This window comes from Yoonia sp. (genome assembly GCF_017854565.1).
In the GTDB taxonomy this organism is placed as follows: Bacteria; Pseudomonadota; Alphaproteobacteria; order Rhodobacterales; family Rhodobacteraceae; genus Yoonia.
This window is the reverse complement of the sequence record NZ_JAFMHJ010000001.1, coordinates 176983-192970: the sequence shown is the minus strand read 5'-3', so window position 1 is coordinate 192970 and position 15988 is coordinate 176983. Positions and strand designations below refer to the sequence as shown.

Annotated in this window: 17 protein-coding genes; 4 read left to right on the top strand and 13 right to left on the bottom strand. The window is 60.9% G+C overall.

All coding sequences use genetic code 11. From position 1 onward, the window contains the following. The first annotated feature begins 11 nt into the window (after positions 1-11). The 4 genes from flgK (at position 12) to QZ196_RS00975 (ending at position 4192) form a co-directional block, all read left to right on the top strand. Positions 12-1460: a flagellar hook-associated protein FlgK gene (flgK, locus tag QZ196_RS00990; RefSeq protein ID WP_296422941.1), complete on the top strand. Its 1449-nt coding sequence runs from the start codon at positions 12-14 to the stop codon at positions 1458-1460. Between the two features lie 2 nt (positions 1461-1462). Beyond that, the gene (locus QZ196_RS00985) at positions 1463-2467 is read left to right on the top strand and encodes a flagellin (protein ID WP_296422939.1); all 1005 of its coding nucleotides are present in this window, start codon (positions 1463-1465) and stop codon (positions 2465-2467) included. Next, positions 2467-3573 (top strand): flagellar basal body P-ring protein FlgI, encoded by a 1107-nt coding sequence (locus QZ196_RS00980; RefSeq protein WP_296422937.1) that lies wholly within the window; start codon positions 2467-2469, stop codon positions 3571-3573. Before QZ196_RS00985 ends, QZ196_RS00980 begins: the two co-directional genes overlap by 1 nt. A 445-nt stretch (positions 3574-4018) precedes the next feature. Beyond that, entirely contained in the window at positions 4019-4192 is a 174-nt protein-coding gene (locus QZ196_RS00975; protein ID WP_296422935.1) for a hypothetical protein, read from the top strand. An 81-nt stretch (positions 4193-4273) separates the two neighbouring features. Here QZ196_RS00975 and QZ196_RS00970 read toward each other — a convergent pair whose 3' ends face one another. The 13 genes from QZ196_RS00970 to QZ196_RS00910 form a co-directional block, all read right to left on the bottom strand. After that, the gene (locus QZ196_RS00970; RefSeq protein ID WP_296422933.1) at positions 4274-5362 is read right to left on the bottom strand and encodes a tetratricopeptide repeat protein; all 1089 of its coding nucleotides are present in this window, start codon (positions 5360-5362) and stop codon (positions 4274-4276) included. Beyond that, positions 5362-5811 (bottom strand): OmpA family protein, encoded by a 450-nt coding sequence (locus QZ196_RS00965; RefSeq protein WP_296422931.1) that lies wholly within the window; start codon positions 5809-5811, stop codon positions 5362-5364. The genes QZ196_RS00970 and QZ196_RS00965 overlap by 1 nt, the downstream gene beginning before the upstream one ends. An 89-nt stretch (positions 5812-5900) precedes the next feature. After that, positions 5901-6860, bottom strand: coding sequence for a hypothetical protein (locus QZ196_RS00960; RefSeq protein WP_296422929.1), 960 nt, complete (start codon positions 6858-6860; stop codon positions 5901-5903). A gap of 129 nt (positions 6861-6989) precedes the next feature. Next, positions 6990-7613 (bottom strand): ABC-type transport auxiliary lipoprotein family protein, encoded by a 624-nt coding sequence (locus tag QZ196_RS00955; protein WP_296422927.1) that lies wholly within the window; start codon positions 7611-7613, stop codon positions 6990-6992. A gap of 4 nt (positions 7614-7617) precedes the next feature. After that, on the bottom strand, positions 7618-8817 hold the full coding sequence (locus QZ196_RS00950; RefSeq protein ID WP_296422925.1) for an MlaD family protein: 1200 nt from the start codon (positions 8815-8817) through the stop codon (positions 7618-7620). Beyond that, positions 8817-9590, bottom strand: coding sequence for an ABC transporter ATP-binding protein (locus QZ196_RS00945; RefSeq protein ID WP_296422923.1), 774 nt, complete (start codon positions 9588-9590; stop codon positions 8817-8819). The genes QZ196_RS00950 and QZ196_RS00945 overlap by 1 nt, the downstream gene beginning before the upstream one ends. Positions 9591-9592: 2 nt before the next feature. Continuing rightward, a complete protein-coding gene (locus QZ196_RS00940) occupies positions 9593-10699 on the bottom strand; it encodes an MlaE family lipid ABC transporter permease subunit (RefSeq protein WP_296422920.1) in 1107 nt (368 codons plus the stop codon). Continuing rightward, entirely contained in the window at positions 10696-11595 is a 900-nt protein-coding gene (locus tag QZ196_RS00935) for a carbamate kinase (protein ID WP_296422917.1), read from the bottom strand. The genes QZ196_RS00940 and QZ196_RS00935 overlap by 4 nt, the downstream gene beginning before the upstream one ends. A gap of 3 nt (positions 11596-11598) precedes the next feature. Further along, positions 11599-12600, bottom strand: a complete 1002-nt coding sequence (argF, locus tag QZ196_RS00930) for an ornithine carbamoyltransferase (RefSeq protein ID WP_296422915.1) — start codon at positions 12598-12600, stop codon at positions 11599-11601. Position 12601: 1 nt separating this feature from the next. Continuing rightward, a complete protein-coding gene (locus tag QZ196_RS00925) occupies positions 12602-13828 on the bottom strand; it encodes an arginine deiminase (RefSeq protein WP_296422913.1) in 1227 nt (408 codons plus the stop codon). Continuing rightward, complete coding sequence (locus QZ196_RS00920) at positions 13825-15261, bottom strand: YfcC family protein (protein WP_296422911.1); 1437 nt, start codon at positions 15259-15261, stop codon at positions 13825-13827. The genes QZ196_RS00925 and QZ196_RS00920 overlap by 4 nt, the downstream gene beginning before the upstream one ends. 80 nt (positions 15262-15341) lie before the next feature. Beyond that, positions 15342-15596: a sulfur transferase domain-containing protein gene (locus QZ196_RS00915; protein WP_296422909.1), complete on the bottom strand. Its 255-nt coding sequence runs from the start codon at positions 15594-15596 to the stop codon at positions 15342-15344. A gap of 7 nt (positions 15597-15603) precedes the next feature. Continuing rightward, positions 15604-15816 carry a DUF2892 domain-containing protein gene (locus QZ196_RS00910; RefSeq protein WP_296422907.1) on the bottom strand — a complete coding sequence of 71 codons (213 nt, stop codon included), beginning with the start codon at positions 15814-15816 and terminating at the stop codon, positions 15604-15606. Positions 15817-15988: the final 172 nt, after the last annotated feature.

The following is a 15988-nucleotide window of genomic DNA, read 5'->3' as shown; positions in this document are numbered from 1 at the left end:
ATGGATGATAGATGAGTATTTCCAGCGCACTCAACAACGCACTTACCGGTCTGACGGCGACGTCGCGTATGGCCGAAGTCGTGTCATCCAACCTGTCCAATGCGTTGACCGATGGTTATGGTCGCCGCGCTGTTGAGCTGAAGGCGGTACAGGTTGGCAATGTCGGCGGGGGGGTGCGCATTGCAAACATCACCCGCTTCGTCGATGTCGGTTTGCTGGCAGATCGGCGGCTCGCCGATGCCGCGCTAAGTGGTCAAGAACGTGGTGTCAGCACGCTGACCCGTTTGGAGCAGACGCTGGGCGGTCCCGATGACGCCGCCGGGCTGAATGCGCGATTGGCGGCTTTCGAACGTGCGCTGATCAACGCGAGCAGCGATCCTGCATCAGAAACCCGGCTGGCTGGTGTGGTGACGCGGCTGGATGATGTGACCGCGACCCTGAGAGCGAACGCGCATGCGGTGCAGTCACTGCGTCAGGAGGCGGATGTCGCCATTGGCCGCGATATCGAGACGCTCAACAACGCGTTGCTACAGGTGAAGGCGTTGAACACGGATATCTCGCGGATCAATTCTGTTGGCAATGACGCTTCGGCGCTAATTGATGCACGGCAAAAGGTGGTTGATCAGATCGCCGAAATTGTGCCGGTGCGGGAAATCACCCGCAGCAACGGCAGTATCGGCTTGATGACGACGACGGGCACGACGCTACTTGATGGCCGCGCCGCCCAGTTCGGATTTCAAGTGACTCCGACCATAACGGCGGACATGACCCTGGTCTCGGGGGCTTTGTCGGGAATTACCGTGGACGGTGTGCCGCTGGATCCGGCCACGGGCATCGGACGACTGGATGGTGGATCGTTGGGCGCGTCATTTGCGATGCGCGATGGCACGCTCGTCGATGTGCAGGCGGGGCTTGACGGCATTGCCGGTGATCTGATTGCCCGGTTTGAAGACGCGACGACAGACCCGACGCTTGCCCCGGGCGACATCGGGCTTTTGACGGATCAGGGCGGGCCGCTGAATCTTGCCGATACGGTTGGTCTTGCCGGGCGCATTACGATCAATGCCGCGATCGATCCCACCCAGGGGGGCCTGTTAAACCTTTTGCGGGATGGTTTGAATGCTGTGGCACCCGGACCGTCGGGCAATGCCAGCCAAATTGATCGTTGGATTACGGCGTTGGGCACGTCGCGCGCGGATCTGCCCGGCACGGCCGCGCGAGGTGCGGCAGGTCGGGTAGCTGATTTCGTGGCTGACGTTGGCGTTACCCGCTTGGTCGCGGAAGAGAAGCTAAGTTTTACTGCGGCACGCTGGGATATGCTGCATGGGGCCGAACTGGCCAATGGCGTCGATACCGACATCGAGTTGCAGACATTGCTGCGTGTTGAGCAGGCCTATGCAGCCAACGCCAAGGTCATCCAGACGGTCGAGTTCATGATGCAACGTTTGATGGAGATTTAGAAATGCCAGTTGTTTCAGTAGGTGACATGGCCCAGCAGTTCAACGCGATGCGCAATAGTGGTGCGATCAAGACCGAGCTGTCCAGTCTTGCCAAAAGCATGTCGACGGGCCGCGTGGCGGATATTACCGCCCATCTGGATGGTCAAACCACACAGTTTTCTGGCATTAACTACAGTCTGACCCAGTTGGATGGCTATTTGCAAACGGCAAGTGAAACGCGCCAGACGCTCGTCGGTGTCCAGATCGTGCTGGATAAGCTTGACGCGAGCCGTAATGAAACAAGCGCGCAACTGCTCTTGCTTAGCAGCAGCAGTACGACGGCGCAGGTGGATGAGGCTGGCCGCGCCGCCCGCGGTGCCTTTGATACCATGGTCAGCACCCTGAACACGCAATTGGCAGATCGTGCCCTGATGGGCGGCGCTGCGGTTGATGGCCCTCCGCTTGCTTCGGCCAATGATATGATGGCAGATTTGCAGACATTCATCGGCGGTGCGACGACGCAGGCTGCAATCGAAACAGCGATAGATTACTGGTTCGATGACCCTGCGGGCGGGTTCGCAACGATGGGATATTTGGGTGACGCGGGACCTGCGGTGCAAAGGCGGGTGACGGAAAACAAGGTGGTTGGGATTGATGCGCGGGCGAATGACCCGGCAGTCAGGGACGTCCTCAAATCGGCAGCCTATGCGGCTGTGGCAAATGATCTGCCAGGGCTGGATAATCAAACGAAGTCGGGCTTGCTGCGCGACGCGGGCGTTCGGCTATTCGCGGGCGCAAGCGGCCTGATTGCGGTGCAAGCGCGTATCGGATTTGTCGAAGAGAGCGTTGATCGCGGAATGGTTGAAATGAACGCCCAGCGGACGGCGCTGGCCATTTCAAAGAACGACCTCATTTCTGCGGACCCATTCGATACAGCATCGCGGCTGCAAAGCGTTCAGTTACAGCTTGAAACGCATTTTACGGTGACCGCGCGGATGTCAAAGCTCAGCCTGTTGGGATATATTTGATGCAAGTGTTGTGGGCGCTGATCGCGCTGATTGTTCTTGCCCTGCCAAACGCCGGGATCGCGTCGCCCATCCGGATCAAGGACCTGGTCGAGTTCGACGGCGTGCGATCGAATGACTTGGTGGGGTACGGGCTGGTCGTGGGTCTGAATGGCACAGGTGACGGGTTGCGCAACTCGCCATTTACCGAGGAGATTTTGAGCAATATCTTGGAGCGGCTCGGCGTCAACGTGACGGGAGAGCAGTTTCGCCCAAAGAACGTGGCCGCCGTTCTAGTGACTGCCAGCCTGCCGCCGTTTGCCCGTGCGGGCAGTCCGGTCGATGTGACAGTCTCAGCTATCGGTGATGCCAACAGCTTGTTGGGTGGAACGCTGATCATGACACCATTGAACGCGGCGGACGGTGATATTTATGCGGTGGCGCAGGGGACCATCATAGCTGGGGGAGCTTCGGCAACGGGTGATGGCGCTACGGTGGTGCAGGGTGTGCCGACTGCCGGTGTGATCCCGTCCGGCGCGACAGTCGAGCGCGAAGTCCAGTTTGATTTTGGCGGGATGACGACGTTGCGGTTGGCCCTGCGCACACCGGATTTTACCACAGCAGGCCGTATCGAACAGGCGATCAACCAGAACTTTGGCCGTCCGGTTGCCGTGATGCTGGATTCAGGCACGGTGGAAATGAATATCATTGCAACGCGGATGCCGTCGCCTGCGCATGCCCTTGGCCGTATCGAAAATATCCTTGTTGAGCCGGAACGCCGGGCCCGCGTGGTTGTTGACCAACGCTCTGGCACGATTGTCATGGGTGAAGATGTCAGGATCAGCCGCGTTGCCGTAAGCCAAGGCAACCTTACCCTGCGGATTCAAGAGGCCCCTCTGGTTGCACAACCCAATCCATTTGCGTCTGGTGAAACGGTTATCGTTCCGCGTACCAATGCCGCGATTGTGGATGAGCCGGGGATCGGTCTGGCTGAGGTCCGTGGCGGCACATCACTGAGCGAAGTGGTCGCCGGTTTGAATGCGCTGGGCGTGGCACCGCGGGACATGATAGATATTCTGAAAAGCATCAAGGCGAGTGGTGCGTTGCACGCCGAATTCATCGTGCGTTAGGCGGCGCAGATGGTGATCATTTGTGGCCTATCGTTTGGTCATGGGCGACTGTGTTTGGGGCAGGCATCACCGGTGGCTGGTCTGCGCCGTGCTGGTGGCATTGTGGCCGCCAGGGCGACAGGTGATCAGGCCGGACTTTGCCCGGTTCAGGAACTTGTTTTTTATGCACGGGTCCAAGAGGGTGTTCCGGCGCAAGGCGACATGTTTTCGGCAGGGTTTAACGGTGCCTTTTCCGGCGGATAAAAGGCGCGGCTTTGTCGTTTCGACTGGTTTGCCCTGGCGGTCGTCAAATCATTTTGGTCTTGAGGGGCCGACGACACGCGCGACCGCTGCATTGCTGCACCGGCGGTTCTTTTCGGTGGATCAAAGGGGGCAGGTAAGGGATGATTCAGGGTGCCATTTCTGTGCCGAAATCGGTTTGTCGAACGAACGCGGCAGGACATCTTTGCGGCAGGGTTCGCGTGACCGCAGCGCAGATACTTTCCTGAAAGTTCTGGATGGGCATGCCGATTATCGGGCGGGCATGCAGGCCCGTGACGGCGGCCACATAGACCCCGCGCTGCGGTATCGCAGATGGCCGATGGTGCCTGCCGATGTCGCGTTTGTCCGCGCACCGTGACGTCCCGGTGCAAGAAAGCTGGGGTGGCGTTGCGCGTGGCCGCGATTGGACGTTGACGTATGGCACCAGTGTTCCGGTGCATCACAGCGCGGCCAGGTTCACCACGATTTCGCCGGGCTGCACGGTGTCCGTGGGCTGTGCTGGCCGGGATTGGTCCGGCGATCCGGGTAGGTAGCGCGACACGGTCTCGGCCATGGTTTTGTCCGCCGCGAAGCCGTAGCTGATGAAGGTTTCGGGTTTGTCATCGGTGCCGCGCAGGGGGGTATTGCGTAGCGTGACCCAATAGCCTGACGAGCGCAGATCATCGGCAAAGATGGTCACAGCCGCGGCCATTTGCGGCAGAGCGTCATCGACGACGAAGGTGATCCGGCCCTTGGGGGCGCTGTCGTTGGCAAAGCCTTGCCATGGGGTGGCCGCGTAATCGGCGGCGTCGGCTGACAGGTTGACGATGCGCCAAATGGCAGTCGTTTGCACGGTGACGTCATCCAGCAACAGACCCGAGCCTTGCGTGGCACGCCGGAAAACGGGCGCCTCATCGTCGGCACCATCCATGATTTCGACCACATAGGACGGGTTCATGGCGGGGGTCGCGGTCCAGATGATCTCGACCGTGGTTGGGCCAACGCGTGCGAACAGGATGTTGGGAAAAGCCACGTTGGTGGGGCGTGGGTCGGGGGCGATCGTTTTGGCGGCGGCGGCGGGCACGGTCGATGCCGCCTTGTGGAACCAATACCCGGCGAGATTTGCATTTGCGTCGATGCCGTCACCGATTTCGTACAAAAGTCCAAGGTTATATTGCGCGCGCGGGTGTCCGCGCAGCGCGGCGCGTGTGTACCAGACGACGGCTTGCACCGCATCGCGGTCACGGCCCAGACCTGCGTCATACATCACGGCGATATTGAATTGCGCCTCGGCGAGACCCATTTCGGCGGCTTGCAGATACCAGTCGAATGCGACCGCAAAGTCGCGGCTGGCAGCGTATCCACGGTCAGCCAGCAGGCCAAGGCCCAGCATTGCGTCGGCTGAACCGGCTGCGGCTTCTTGCTGCCAAAGGCGCTGAGCGGTGGCAAAGTCGCGTTGGGAAAATGCATCGGCACCTGTCGCTTGTGCCCAGCTTCCGGCTGGACACAATGACAAGGCGACGGTCAGGGCGAGGGCGAGGTATTGCATTAGCGCCAGCTAATCTCGACGACGCGGTTTTCTTCTTCGGGCACGCCGTCGCCGGTTGCGACTTTTAGCTCGCTCGTGCCGCGGCCCAGGACCTGCAGGCGGTCGATCGGAATGCCACGGTTCGTCAAAGCGGCGGCAACGACGCTTGCGCGGCGCAGTGATAATTCGAGATTCGTGCTGGGGTCGCCCACCTTGTCGGCGCTACCCGCGACGATCATCACAAATGGGTCGCCTTCGCGGAATGTGCGCACGGCGCGGTCCAGCGTGGCGGCCTGATCGGGGGCAATCGTGGCGCTGCCCGATGAAAAGTAGACCTTGAGCCATGGCGAATCGGCGGCTTGTTCGGTGATCAGCGTCGTGGCTTGGGGCGCTTCCTGTGCGCTGACGGTGGTTGTGCCCGCCATCATCGCCATGACGATCATGAAGGGGGCTGCTTTGAGGTATGTCATTGGTATTCGTCCTTTTTGAACTGGTTATTGCAGGTCGTTTTGTCGTGCCGCACGGCGTGACCTGCGTAAGTCGGTGCTGGGTTCCGTGGTTAGTTTCCGGGCGCGAGCCACAGGTCGATCTTGGTTATGGGCGGCGCCGGGGCGTACCAGGTGAGGTCAACGAGCGTGGCGTCAAAGCGTGTGGCGAGTGCCGTTGCCGCAGCCGCATCGGTCGTGTGGTAAAAACGAACCTGATTTTTCAGGACCGTGATGGGGTGCGCCGTCTGGGTGACGCTGTTGAACCCAAGGGGTCGGACCAGCGCAGATACCGTGTCGGTTGGCGTTGTTTGTGCGGTGTGGATTTCAAGTGTGATGTCCTGAAATGCCGGTTGCGGCGCCGTGCAGCCGTGACAGCGAAAAGAATTTGGTGCGGTTGCCGGTTCGACCAGCCGCGGCAGGCTGCCCCGGACTGCGGGGTCGGCAAACACGGCCAACCGTGGGGTGGGGGCTGTTTCGGGCGGCGTGGGAAGATCGCGTTGCTGGGTATCCAAAACCGGTGCAGATGGCGGGCCGACGTGCGTATATGCGGTTGCCGGGCCCGGAACCGGCGCGGTCAACGATGGTATTTGCGGCAGGGCGGGGGCTGTTTCGGTCGCGGCCAGCGCGATTGCGGTGGTCTGATCGGCGGTGCCACCTGCGGGCGCGACAACCGTGGTTGCGACACGGATCGGGCTGTCGTCGCCCACGAAGCCCGACAGGGCCAATCCGGCAACGACCAGCGCACCAAGGGCGGCGGCGGGTCTGCGCAATTTACTGCCCTGCCGGGTTCGGGGTGTATCGGTGATTTGGCGCGTGCCGATGCTGTCGGGCTCGGTTGGCATTGCGAACAGATCGACATTGGGAAGCTGTTGCAGGCGCTGCCCGCGTGCTTTGCAGCGCATGCGGTGGCGGGCGGGCGCATAGTGCGGTTCGCCGGATATGACGCGGACCGGCCATGGCTGGCCTGCGCGCACGGACACATCCCGATGATCGGGCTGGGCCACTGCGCGTTGGGTATCCGGTGGCGCCATTTTCACGATCCTCAAAACGCCGCACCGATGTTGTGCGACCCTTGAGACACGGGACCGTCTGGAAAAAAGTTTCAGACTGATCCGGATATTTTTCGAAACTGGTGCGCAGGTGGTGAAACGATGTGCGGCCTAGCTGCGCGCGGCGGTTGACCCGACCCAGATGACGGCCTCGGCGAGAATGATGTTCGTGATTTGTTGAAATACCCTGACGATGTTTGTCGCGCTGTCATCGGTGACGGGCATGGCGCCCTGAAACCTGCGGGACCCGACGATGCGTTGGTCGCGGTCGCGCAGTACGGTCAGCTGAAGCGCAATATTTGCCTGAAACCCGCCATCGGCCAGAACGTCGACACCGAACTGATCAATGCGCGTCAGCAGCACCACATCGGGCACGGGCCCGGAACCCGCCGCGCCAACATAGCCGAACTGGCCAGCGGCGGACAAGGATCGGACCAGCAGCGATTGCACCATCAACGGGGCATCATCTGACCACCGGGCCTGCGGCAAGTAGGTCACTGACAACACATCGGGTTTGATCAAAATCCGGTCGGTGGCGATGGCGGCGGCGGCGCTGGGTTCCAGCACCAGCAAGGTCCGCGATGTGCGCGGTCCCTGACCCGTGGGCGGTGCGGGCGCCAGATCGTAGGTGTCGCGGGGAATGGCGGCCTGATTGAGCGTGGTCAACGCGGTGCAGCCCGGCAGGCACAGCGCCCCAAGAAGCGTCATGCGGCGGGTCAGACGTGGCTGGGTCATCTTATTACCTCCGATAATCGGGGACACGGTTATCAAGAAAGAAGCGGGCGGGGTCGCGGGCGATGTCGCGGACAAGGGCGTTGATCGACCGGACAAGCGCGCGCGCTTCGCCGCCAAGCTGGCCGAAATCGCGCATGCCCGGCGCGGCGGCGGTCACGGCGTTTTGGACATCGGCCACGATGTTGCGAATGTCGGCGATGATTGCGGGGGCATCTGCCGTGATGGTTGACGTGGCCTCGGTGATTTGTGTCAGGGCGGTGCGCAGATCGGTCAATACCGGCCCGAGATCATTTGCCATGATCCGGTCTGCCGACACAAACGCCTGATCGGCGCTGGCCAAAGCGGTGTCCGTGTTGGCCAAGGTCGTTGTCACGGTATCCGTCAGGGGTGACAGATCGTCGGTGATGAAGGCGTCCATCGACGCAAAAGCGGCATCGGCATTTTCGACCGCAGGTTTCATTGCGGCAATCACGGCGTCTGCGTCTTCAAAGGTTTTGGCGACTGACGCCAACGTGCCATCTGCCGACGCGAGGGTGGATTGCACCGATGCACCAATCTCGTCCAGACGATCAGTGAATACGGTGATTTGGGCGGTCGCATCGCTGACTGTTCTTGCGATGTCGGAAAAATCGGCTAGGGCCGCGTCAAGTTCTGCGGTTGCGGCGTCCACGTTTTGCAGAATGCTTCTGACGTATGCGCGATTTTCCGGGCCGGTGATGTCCTGCAGTTGCTCTACAAGCTGTGCCGCATCGGCGAGGATATCGGGCGCGCTGTTGACCAGCGACTGCATTGTCGATCGGCGCGATGCGATGATCGGCGGCTGCGCAACCGAGCCATTCAGGCGCGCGGCGTCACGCGACCCACCCGACAGGGCGATGTAGGCAACGCCGGTGACGCCTTGCGTTTCAAGCTGCGCGATGGTGTCGACCCGCACCGGGGTATCTGAATCAATCTCGATCCCGACGTAGACAAGGCCGGGGTCTTCTTCCCAGATGCGGATATCAACCACCCGACCGACACTGACCCCGTTAAACAGCACGTCGGCGGATTGATCGAGGCCCGACACATCGTTGAACAATACCCCGTATTGCGTGTATTGGCGGTCGATCTGCACGCTGGCCAGCCAGATAAAAAACGCCAGCCCGCCAATGATGCCGAGAATTGTAAACAACCCGATCACGATGAAATGGGCGCGCGTTTCCATCAGGCTGTCCTTTTTTGCACCAGTGCGGCGCGTGCCCGTGGCCCTTTGAAATAGGCCTGTACCCACGGATGGTCGATCTGTTGCATTTCGGCCATCGTGCCGGTGGCCAGCACCCGCCCTTCGGCTAGAACAGCTATACGGTCGCAGATCGCGTGGAGGCTATCAAGGTCGTGCGTCACGAAAAATACAGTCAACCCAAGCGCGGCCCGCAGTTGTGCAATCAGGATATCGAAAGCCGCAGCGCCGATCGGATCAAGCCCCGCCGTCGGTTCGTCAAGGAACACGATTTCGGGGTCCAATGCAATGGCGCGGGCAAATCCCGCCCGTTTGCGCATGCCGCCGGACAGTTCTGACGGCATTTGACCTAGCGCATTTTCTGGCAGGCCGACCATGCGCACCTTGATCGCGGCAAGGGCTGCGCGGGTTTGCGGGGACAGGTCCAGTTGTTCGCGCATCGGCGCTTCGACGTTTTGTTGGACGTTGAGCGATGAAAAAAGCGCGCCGCCCTGAAACATCACGCCCCAGCGTTTGCGCAACTGACGGTATTGCAGTTCGGGGGTGTCGCGCACGCTTTCTCCGAACACCCGGATCTCGCCTGCGGCGGGTTTCAAAAGGCCGACCACCGCGCGCAACAGCACCGATTTTCCCGTGCCGGAACCGCCGACAATGCCGATGATTTCGCCCCGCCGCACGTCAAGGTCCAGCCCGTCGTGGACGGTATGCGTGCCAAAGCGCGTCACAAGACCGCGCACGCTGATAATCGGGTCACCCATGGTCATACCCCGACAATTTCGAAAAAGATCGAAAACAGGGCGTCGGCTGCGATGACGAGGAAAATTGACAGAACCACCGATACAGAGGTCAATTCGCCCAGTGATTCAGTGTCGCCTTTCACTTGCATCCCTTCGTAGCAGCCGACAATGCCGATGATCAGCGCAAAGAACGGCGCCTTGATCATACCGACGCCAAAGTGCCAGACGTCGGTATCGCTGACAAACCGCGCCTTGAATACGCTGGGCGATACACCCAGTTCGATCCACGACATGATGGCGCCGCCGATCAGGCCCGACACATTGGCAATCAACCCCAGAACCGGCAGCATCAGGATCAGCGCAAGCACCCGTGGCACGACCAGCACCGTTATCGGATCGACGCCAAGGGTCTTCATCGCGTCGATCTCTTCGCGCATTTTCATGGCCCCGATGGCCGCCGTGAACGCAGAACCAGAGCGGCCCGCGACGATGATCGCCGTCAACAGCACGCCCAGTTCGCGCAGGATCGAAATGGCGATCAGATCGACGACAAACACCTCTGCCCCGAATTGCCGCAGTTGCGCCGCCCCCTGAAAGGCCAGCACGACGCCAATCAAGAACGCCATCAGTGACACGATCGGCACCGCGTTCAGGCCGACCTGCTGCATGTGATGCACGATTGCGATCCAGCGGATGCGTTTGGGGTGCAGGATCAGGCCAAACATCGTGGCGACGACCTGCCCCAGAAACCCGGTCATGGCGATGGCCGTGTGGGCAGCGCGCGTGGTTGCGCGCCCGAATGCTTCGAGCCTGTCGGCGACCGAGATTTTGTGCGACGGCACGGCGGCGTCCTGGGGCATGTGTTCGCGCAGGGTGGCAAGCAGTCCTGCCTGCGCTTGCGATGCGCCGGTGACCATGGGTTTCGAACCGCCGCCGCCAATCCGCCGTTCCAGCGAGACAACCGCCCATGCGCCAGCGGTATCCATCCGGCCGACCTGTGTGATGTCGATGACGCTGATCGTGCCTGACGGCACGTTGGCCCCGGCGATACCTTCGATATCGCTGATCAACATATCGCCGCTCAGGCGCATCGTGTCGTCAGCGATTTCAATATGGGGGTGGCGCGTCATTCGGCCTGCGCCACAATGCGCGTTCCGGTCCGACCCGCAAGGATGTCCGCTGCATCTGCCAGCTTGCCAATGGCGGCAATGCCGCCTGTTGCGGTCACGAAATTGCAGCAGGCCAACACCTTTGGCCGCATGGAGCCTGCGGGCAATGGCAATGCGGCGGCCTGGGTCGGGGTCATGGTCGTAATCGCAGTGGCATCGGGCGTTCCAAAATTCTGGTAGACGGCATCGACATCGGTCAACAGTAGCAGCGCATCGGCCGCCAGCGTTTTGGCTAAAAGCGCGCTCAGGTGGTCCTTGTCGATGACCGCTTCGACACCATGATAGGTGCCGTTGGCCGCCCGTGCAATCGGGATGCCGCCACCGCCGCCGCAGATGACAATCACCCCGTTATCGACCAAAAGTCTCAGCGCCCGGATATCTGGGATACCCATCGGCATGGGCGAAGGCACGACCCGTCGCCAGCCTTTGCCATCTTGGGCAATGGTCCAGTCACGGGGGGCGGCCATTGCCTTGGCCTCGGCGTGGGTCCACATGGGGCCGACGAATTTGGTGGGCGCCCGAAAGGCCGGATCGTCGGGATCAACCAGCACCTGCGTCAGCATCGTGGCGACGGGATGCGCGTGATCCAGCGCGTTTTCCAGTTCCTGTTCAATGACGAAACCAATCATGCCTTCGGTTTCGGCCCCCAGCACATCAAGGGGCCAACCGGTTTCGGCCTTGGCCAGCATGCCGATCTGGGGGCCATTGCCGTGCGTGATGATCAACATATGACCGGCCCGCACCAACCCCGCCAACGGGACAGCGGCGCGGCGGATATTGGCGCGCTGATTGGCGGCGGTCATCGGTTCACCCCGGCGCAGCATCGCATTACCGCCAAGCGCGACGACGACGCGCATGGTCTAGTCCCCCAAGGTGGCGACAAGCACCGCCTTGATCGTGTGCATCCGGTTTTCGGCCTGATCAAAGACGATGGACGCCGGGCTTTCGAACACGTCGTCGGTGACTTCCAGCGCGTCAAGACCGTGGGCGCGGGCGACGCGGGCGCCGACTTCGGTATCGGTATTGTGGAACGCGGGCAGGCAATGCATGAATTTGGCGTCCGGGTTGCCGGTCATCGCCATCAGCGTGGCATTCACCTGATAGGGCAAAAGTGCAGCGATGCGGGTGGCCCATACTGTGTCCGGCTCGCCCATCGACACCCAAACGTCGGTGTGGATGAAATCACAGCCTGTCACGCCTTGCTTGACGTCGGCGGTCACGGTCAGGCGGGCGCCGGTTTGCGCGGCAATATCGCGGGCTTCGGCAAGCAGGTCAGGGTCTGGCCACTGTGCCTTTGGCCCGCAAAGCCGCACATCCATACCCATTTTCACCGCGCCCAGCATCAGGCTGCCGCCGACGTTATTGCCGACATCGCCCAAAAAGCAAAAGGCGATATCCTTGTAGGCTTTCTTGCTATGCTCGCGCATGGTCAGCAGATCGGCCAGAATCTGTGTGGGGTGAAAGCTGTCGGTCAGGCCGTTGTAAACCGGGACGCCGGACCATTTCGCCAGATCTTCGGCATTCACATGGCCGAACCCGCGATATTCAATCGCATCGTAAACCCGGCCCAGCACGCGCGCGGTATCTTTGACCGTTTCCTTTTTGCCCAAATGCGACCCCGATGGCCCAAGGTACGTCACATGGGCGCCCTGATCGTAGGCGGCCACCTCGAACCCGGCGCGGGTGCGGGTGCTGTCTTTTTCAAAGATCAGGGCGATCTCGCGACCGATGAGGTATTGCTGTTCGTGTCTTGCCTTTTTGGCGGCTTTCAGCAGCGCCGCAAGGTCCAGAAGATGTGTGATCTCGGCTGGGGTAAAGTCGCGCAATGTCAGAAAACTGCGACCGTGTAGCTTGTCTGTCATGTCAATCCTCCAACGGGTCGCGCTGTATGGGGCAGGTCATGCAATGGCCGCCCCCGCGCCCCCGGCCCAGTTCGGCGCCGTGTATGGTGATCACCTCGATGCCAGCGCTGCGCAGCAGGGCGTTCGTGTGGGTGTTGCGGTCATAGGCAAGAACGGTGCCCGGCCCGGTGGCGACCACGTTGTTGCCATCGTCCCATTGTTCGCGCGCCTGTTCATAGCTGTCGCCGCCGGTCGGCACGATCCGCAGCTTTGGCACGCCCAGCGCCTGCGTGACGACATCAAAGAAACCAGCGTCTTCGGCGCGGATATCCAGGGTGCCATCGCGGTCACCGGGCCGGATCGAAAAGCAGCGCAGCGCCTGCGCCACGTCGACAAAGCTGGTGGCGACGTCGCGGTCGCACAGGGTGAAAACCGTATCCAGATGCATTGACGTCCGCGCGGCAGGCATCGCGCATCCGATCACCCGCGTCACATCGCCCGTATCAATCAGCGCGCGCGCCAGTTGCCCTGCGGCCTGCGGCATCGTGCGTTCACTGACACCGACAAGCACGACGCCCTTGCCGATCGGCATCACATCGCCCCCTTCCAGGGACGCGCGGGGGCCGGGGGCGGTATCACCTTCCCAAATGATATGCGTGTCGTCTTGAAACAGCGGATGAAACCGGTAGATCGCTGACATCAATACCGTCTCGCGCTGACGGGCGGGCCAATGCATCGGGTTCAGCGTGACGCCGCCATAGACCCAGGCCGATGTATCGCGGGTGAAAATCATGTTCGGCAGGGGTTGCAGCAAAAACCCGGTCGGCCCCAGCACCGCAGCGGTCATGCCGTTTGGCTTGAACGGCAGGTCATGCACCGCGATACCGCCGATCAGATAGCGGGCAAGGTCGGCGGCGGGCATTCCCTCGCACCAGCCCAGCATTTCGTCCAGCATGGCGACGCCCACGACATTGGCCGTCACCATCTGTTCAAGGATCACGTCGCGCACGTATTTTTCGGCCAGGATGTCAGCGAGCAGATCATGCACCTCCAGAACGGCGGTGCCCTGATCGCTGAGCTTTTGGCAAAAGTCAGCATGGTCGCGCTGGGCCTGAGCGACCCAGAACACATCATCGAACAGCAGCGCGTCACAGTTTGCGGGCGTCAGCCGATCATGGGCAAGACCGGGGCGGCACACGATCACTTTGCGCAGTTTTCCGACCTCTGAATGGACGCCAAGGGCGGTCATATCATCACCCCAATGCTGAGAAGTGTCATGATCAGCAGTGTCAGAACCAGCAGCAGCGGCGCCAGAAACCACAGCCAACGGTCATAGGGGACCCGCCCGATGGCAAGCCCGCCCACAACCACGCCAGAGGTCGGGGTGATCAGGTTCACGATCCCCGAAGCCGATTGATAGGCGGTGACGGCCATCGCACGATCGACGCCCGCAAAATCGGATACCGGCGCAAGGATCGGCATCGACAGAACAGCCAACCCAGAGGTCGATGGCACCAGAAAGCTCATCGCGACTTCGGTCCAGTACATGGCATTGATGAACATCACTTCGGATGTGCCCGCGATAGCCTGTTCGGCATTGAAAAGGATCGTGTCGGTGATCCGGCCCGCGTCCATCACCACCACGATCCCGCGCGCCAGCCCGATGATCAGGGCGACACCCAGCAGGTCTCTTGCGCCATCGACAAAGGCGGTGACAAACGGCTTTTCGCCGATCCACCCAACGACGCCGATGACAATGGCAGCCCCCAGAAACAGCATCGACATTTCGGCCATCCACCAGCCCTGCAGGGCGACACCCCAGATCATGAGGGCAAAGGTGGCGGCAAACAAAAGCAGGATAATCATCTGATTACCGGTCAGCGGATCGGGCGCTTTGCTTTGGCCCCCCAGAAAATGCCGGAGATTGGCGTCGGCCCGGTCAGCGACGATGGACCGGTTTGGGTCGGCTTTGACCTTGGCTGCGTAATGCATCACAAAGGCGACGCAGATCGCCCAGCCAAGCACCAGCATGACCAGCCGCAGCATCAGCCCGTCGGTGAATGCAATACCCGCCGCATTGGACGCAATCGTTGTCGCAAAAGGGTTGATCGTGGACCCAAGCACACCAATGCCCGCCCCCAGCATGATCACCGCAACCCCGGTGACGGCATCATAACCGGCGGCAATCATCACGGGAATAAGGATGGTATAAAAAGCCAGCGTTTCCTCGGCCATGCCGTAGGTTGTGCCGCCTGCCGCAAACAGCGCCATCAGGATCGGGATCATCCATTTTTCGCGCCCTTCCATCCGGCGCATGGCCGCCGCAATGCCGCTGTTGATCGCGCCTGTGGCATTCACCACGCCCAGAAAACCGCCGATAACCAGCACGAACAGCGAAACATCAATCGCGTTGGCAGTGTAGGTCGCGGGATCGTAGAACCCCGCGATGGGCGCACGCAACGCATCCAGCCAGCCTTGGGGTGCGCTTTCCACCAGCTTGTAGGTGCCGGGCAAGGGCATGTTGCGGCCAAGGACGGTGTCTTCGGCGCGGTCGTATTGACCCGCGGGGATAACCCAAGTCAACGCGGCGACGATCACGATCAGGGCAAAAAGAATGGTGAATGCCGACGGAAATCGGTCTTTTGACGCGCTGACGGTCTGGGTTTGCGACGGATCAACCATTTTTGCATCCTTTGGGCAGGGTCTGTCGCACCAAGGCTAGATGACGCGCAAAGCGTCTGGTTGATCCTTGTCAATCGGCCCTAGCGGCCGTTGGGAAACGCCAAACCAAAGGTTGTGGCGCTGCGGGTGCCGGTTTTGCAATAGGCCAAAACGGGCTTGGGAAGGGCGTTGTAGGCTGCGGCGGCAATGCTTTCGAACAGCGGCTGCGCGACGTCTTCGCCATCGGGACGATTGCAGATGATGCTTTGGAACCCAAGGCTATGGGCCTGCGCGACATCATTTGCCGTCAACTGATCGCTGACAGCAAAATCTGCGGCAATGCGCCGGATATCCATGGGCGCGTCAGGCCTTGAATGTTGAAAGGCCAAGCACCCTATAAATCGGACAGACCCGCATGACAGAGGTCAGGACCAAGATCGCGCCGATCCCCATCAGCACATAGGCGACAACCGCACTGCTTCCGGTGCCCATGAAATTCAGCAGCGGCGCGATAAACAAGGCAATTCCAACCACAAACCGAATAAACCGGTCTACTGTTCCAACATTAGTGGCCATTTTTGATCTCCTTTGCATGATGCAGGTACCGTGGATCGCCCACGGGCATCTTGATTCCACCATAACAGGCGGCCCCCTGCCTTCATTGATATACGTCAATGTCTTGGGGGGGCCGTTCGGCGACTGTCGTGATGGATTACTGGATGAGGTTGATATGTTTCGTTGTATCCAA

Bases quoted from the DNA above. Each gene is read 5' to 3' on its own strand.
- flgK (WP_296422941.1), top strand. From the start codon at position 12: ATGAGTATTTCCAGCGCACTCAACAACGCACTTACCGGTCTGACGGCG.
- QZ196_RS00985 (WP_296422939.1), top strand. From the start codon at position 1,463: ATGCCAGTTGTTTCAGTAGGTGACATGGCCCAGCAGTTCAACGCGATG.
- QZ196_RS00980 (WP_296422937.1), top strand. From the start codon at position 2,467: ATGCAAGTGTTGTGGGCGCTGATCGCGCTGATTGTTCTTGCCCTGCCA.
- QZ196_RS00970 (WP_296422933.1), bottom strand. From the start codon at position 5,362: ATGCAATACCTCGCCCTCGCCCTGACCGTCGCCTTGTCATTGTGTCCA.
- QZ196_RS00965 (WP_296422931.1), bottom strand. From the start codon at position 5,811: ATGACATACCTCAAAGCAGCCCCCTTCATGATCGTCATGGCGATGATG.
- QZ196_RS00960 (WP_296422929.1), bottom strand. From the start codon at position 6,860: ATGGCGCCACCGGATACCCAACGCGCAGTGGCCCAGCCCGATCATCGG.
- QZ196_RS00955 (WP_296422927.1), bottom strand. From the start codon at position 7,613: ATGACCCAGCCACGTCTGACCCGCCGCATGACGCTTCTTGGGGCGCTG.
- QZ196_RS00950 (WP_296422925.1), bottom strand. From the start codon at position 8,817: ATGGAAACGCGCGCCCATTTCATCGTGATCGGGTTGTTTACAATTCTC.
- QZ196_RS00945 (WP_296422923.1), bottom strand. From the start codon at position 9,590: ATGGGTGACCCGATTATCAGCGTGCGCGGTCTTGTGACGCGCTTTGGC.
- QZ196_RS00940 (WP_296422920.1), bottom strand. From the start codon at position 10,699: ATGACGCGCCACCCCCATATTGAAATCGCTGACGACACGATGCGCCTG.
- QZ196_RS00935 (WP_296422917.1), bottom strand. From the start codon at position 11,595: ATGCGCGTCGTCGTCGCGCTTGGCGGTAATGCGATGCTGCGCCGGGGT.
- argF (WP_296422915.1), bottom strand. From the start codon at position 12,600: ATGACAGACAAGCTACACGGTCGCAGTTTTCTGACATTGCGCGACTTT.
- QZ196_RS00925 (WP_296422913.1), bottom strand. From the start codon at position 13,828: ATGACCGCCCTTGGCGTCCATTCAGAGGTCGGAAAACTGCGCAAAGTG.
- QZ196_RS00920 (WP_296422911.1), bottom strand. From the start codon at position 15,261: ATGGTTGATCCGTCGCAAACCCAGACCGTCAGCGCGTCAAAAGACCGA.
- QZ196_RS00915 (WP_296422909.1), bottom strand. From the start codon at position 15,596: ATGGATATCCGGCGCATTGCCGCAGATTTTGCTGTCAGCGATCAGTTG.
- QZ196_RS00910 (WP_296422907.1), bottom strand. From the start codon at position 15,816: ATGGCCACTAATGTTGGAACAGTAGACCGGTTTATTCGGTTTGTGGTT.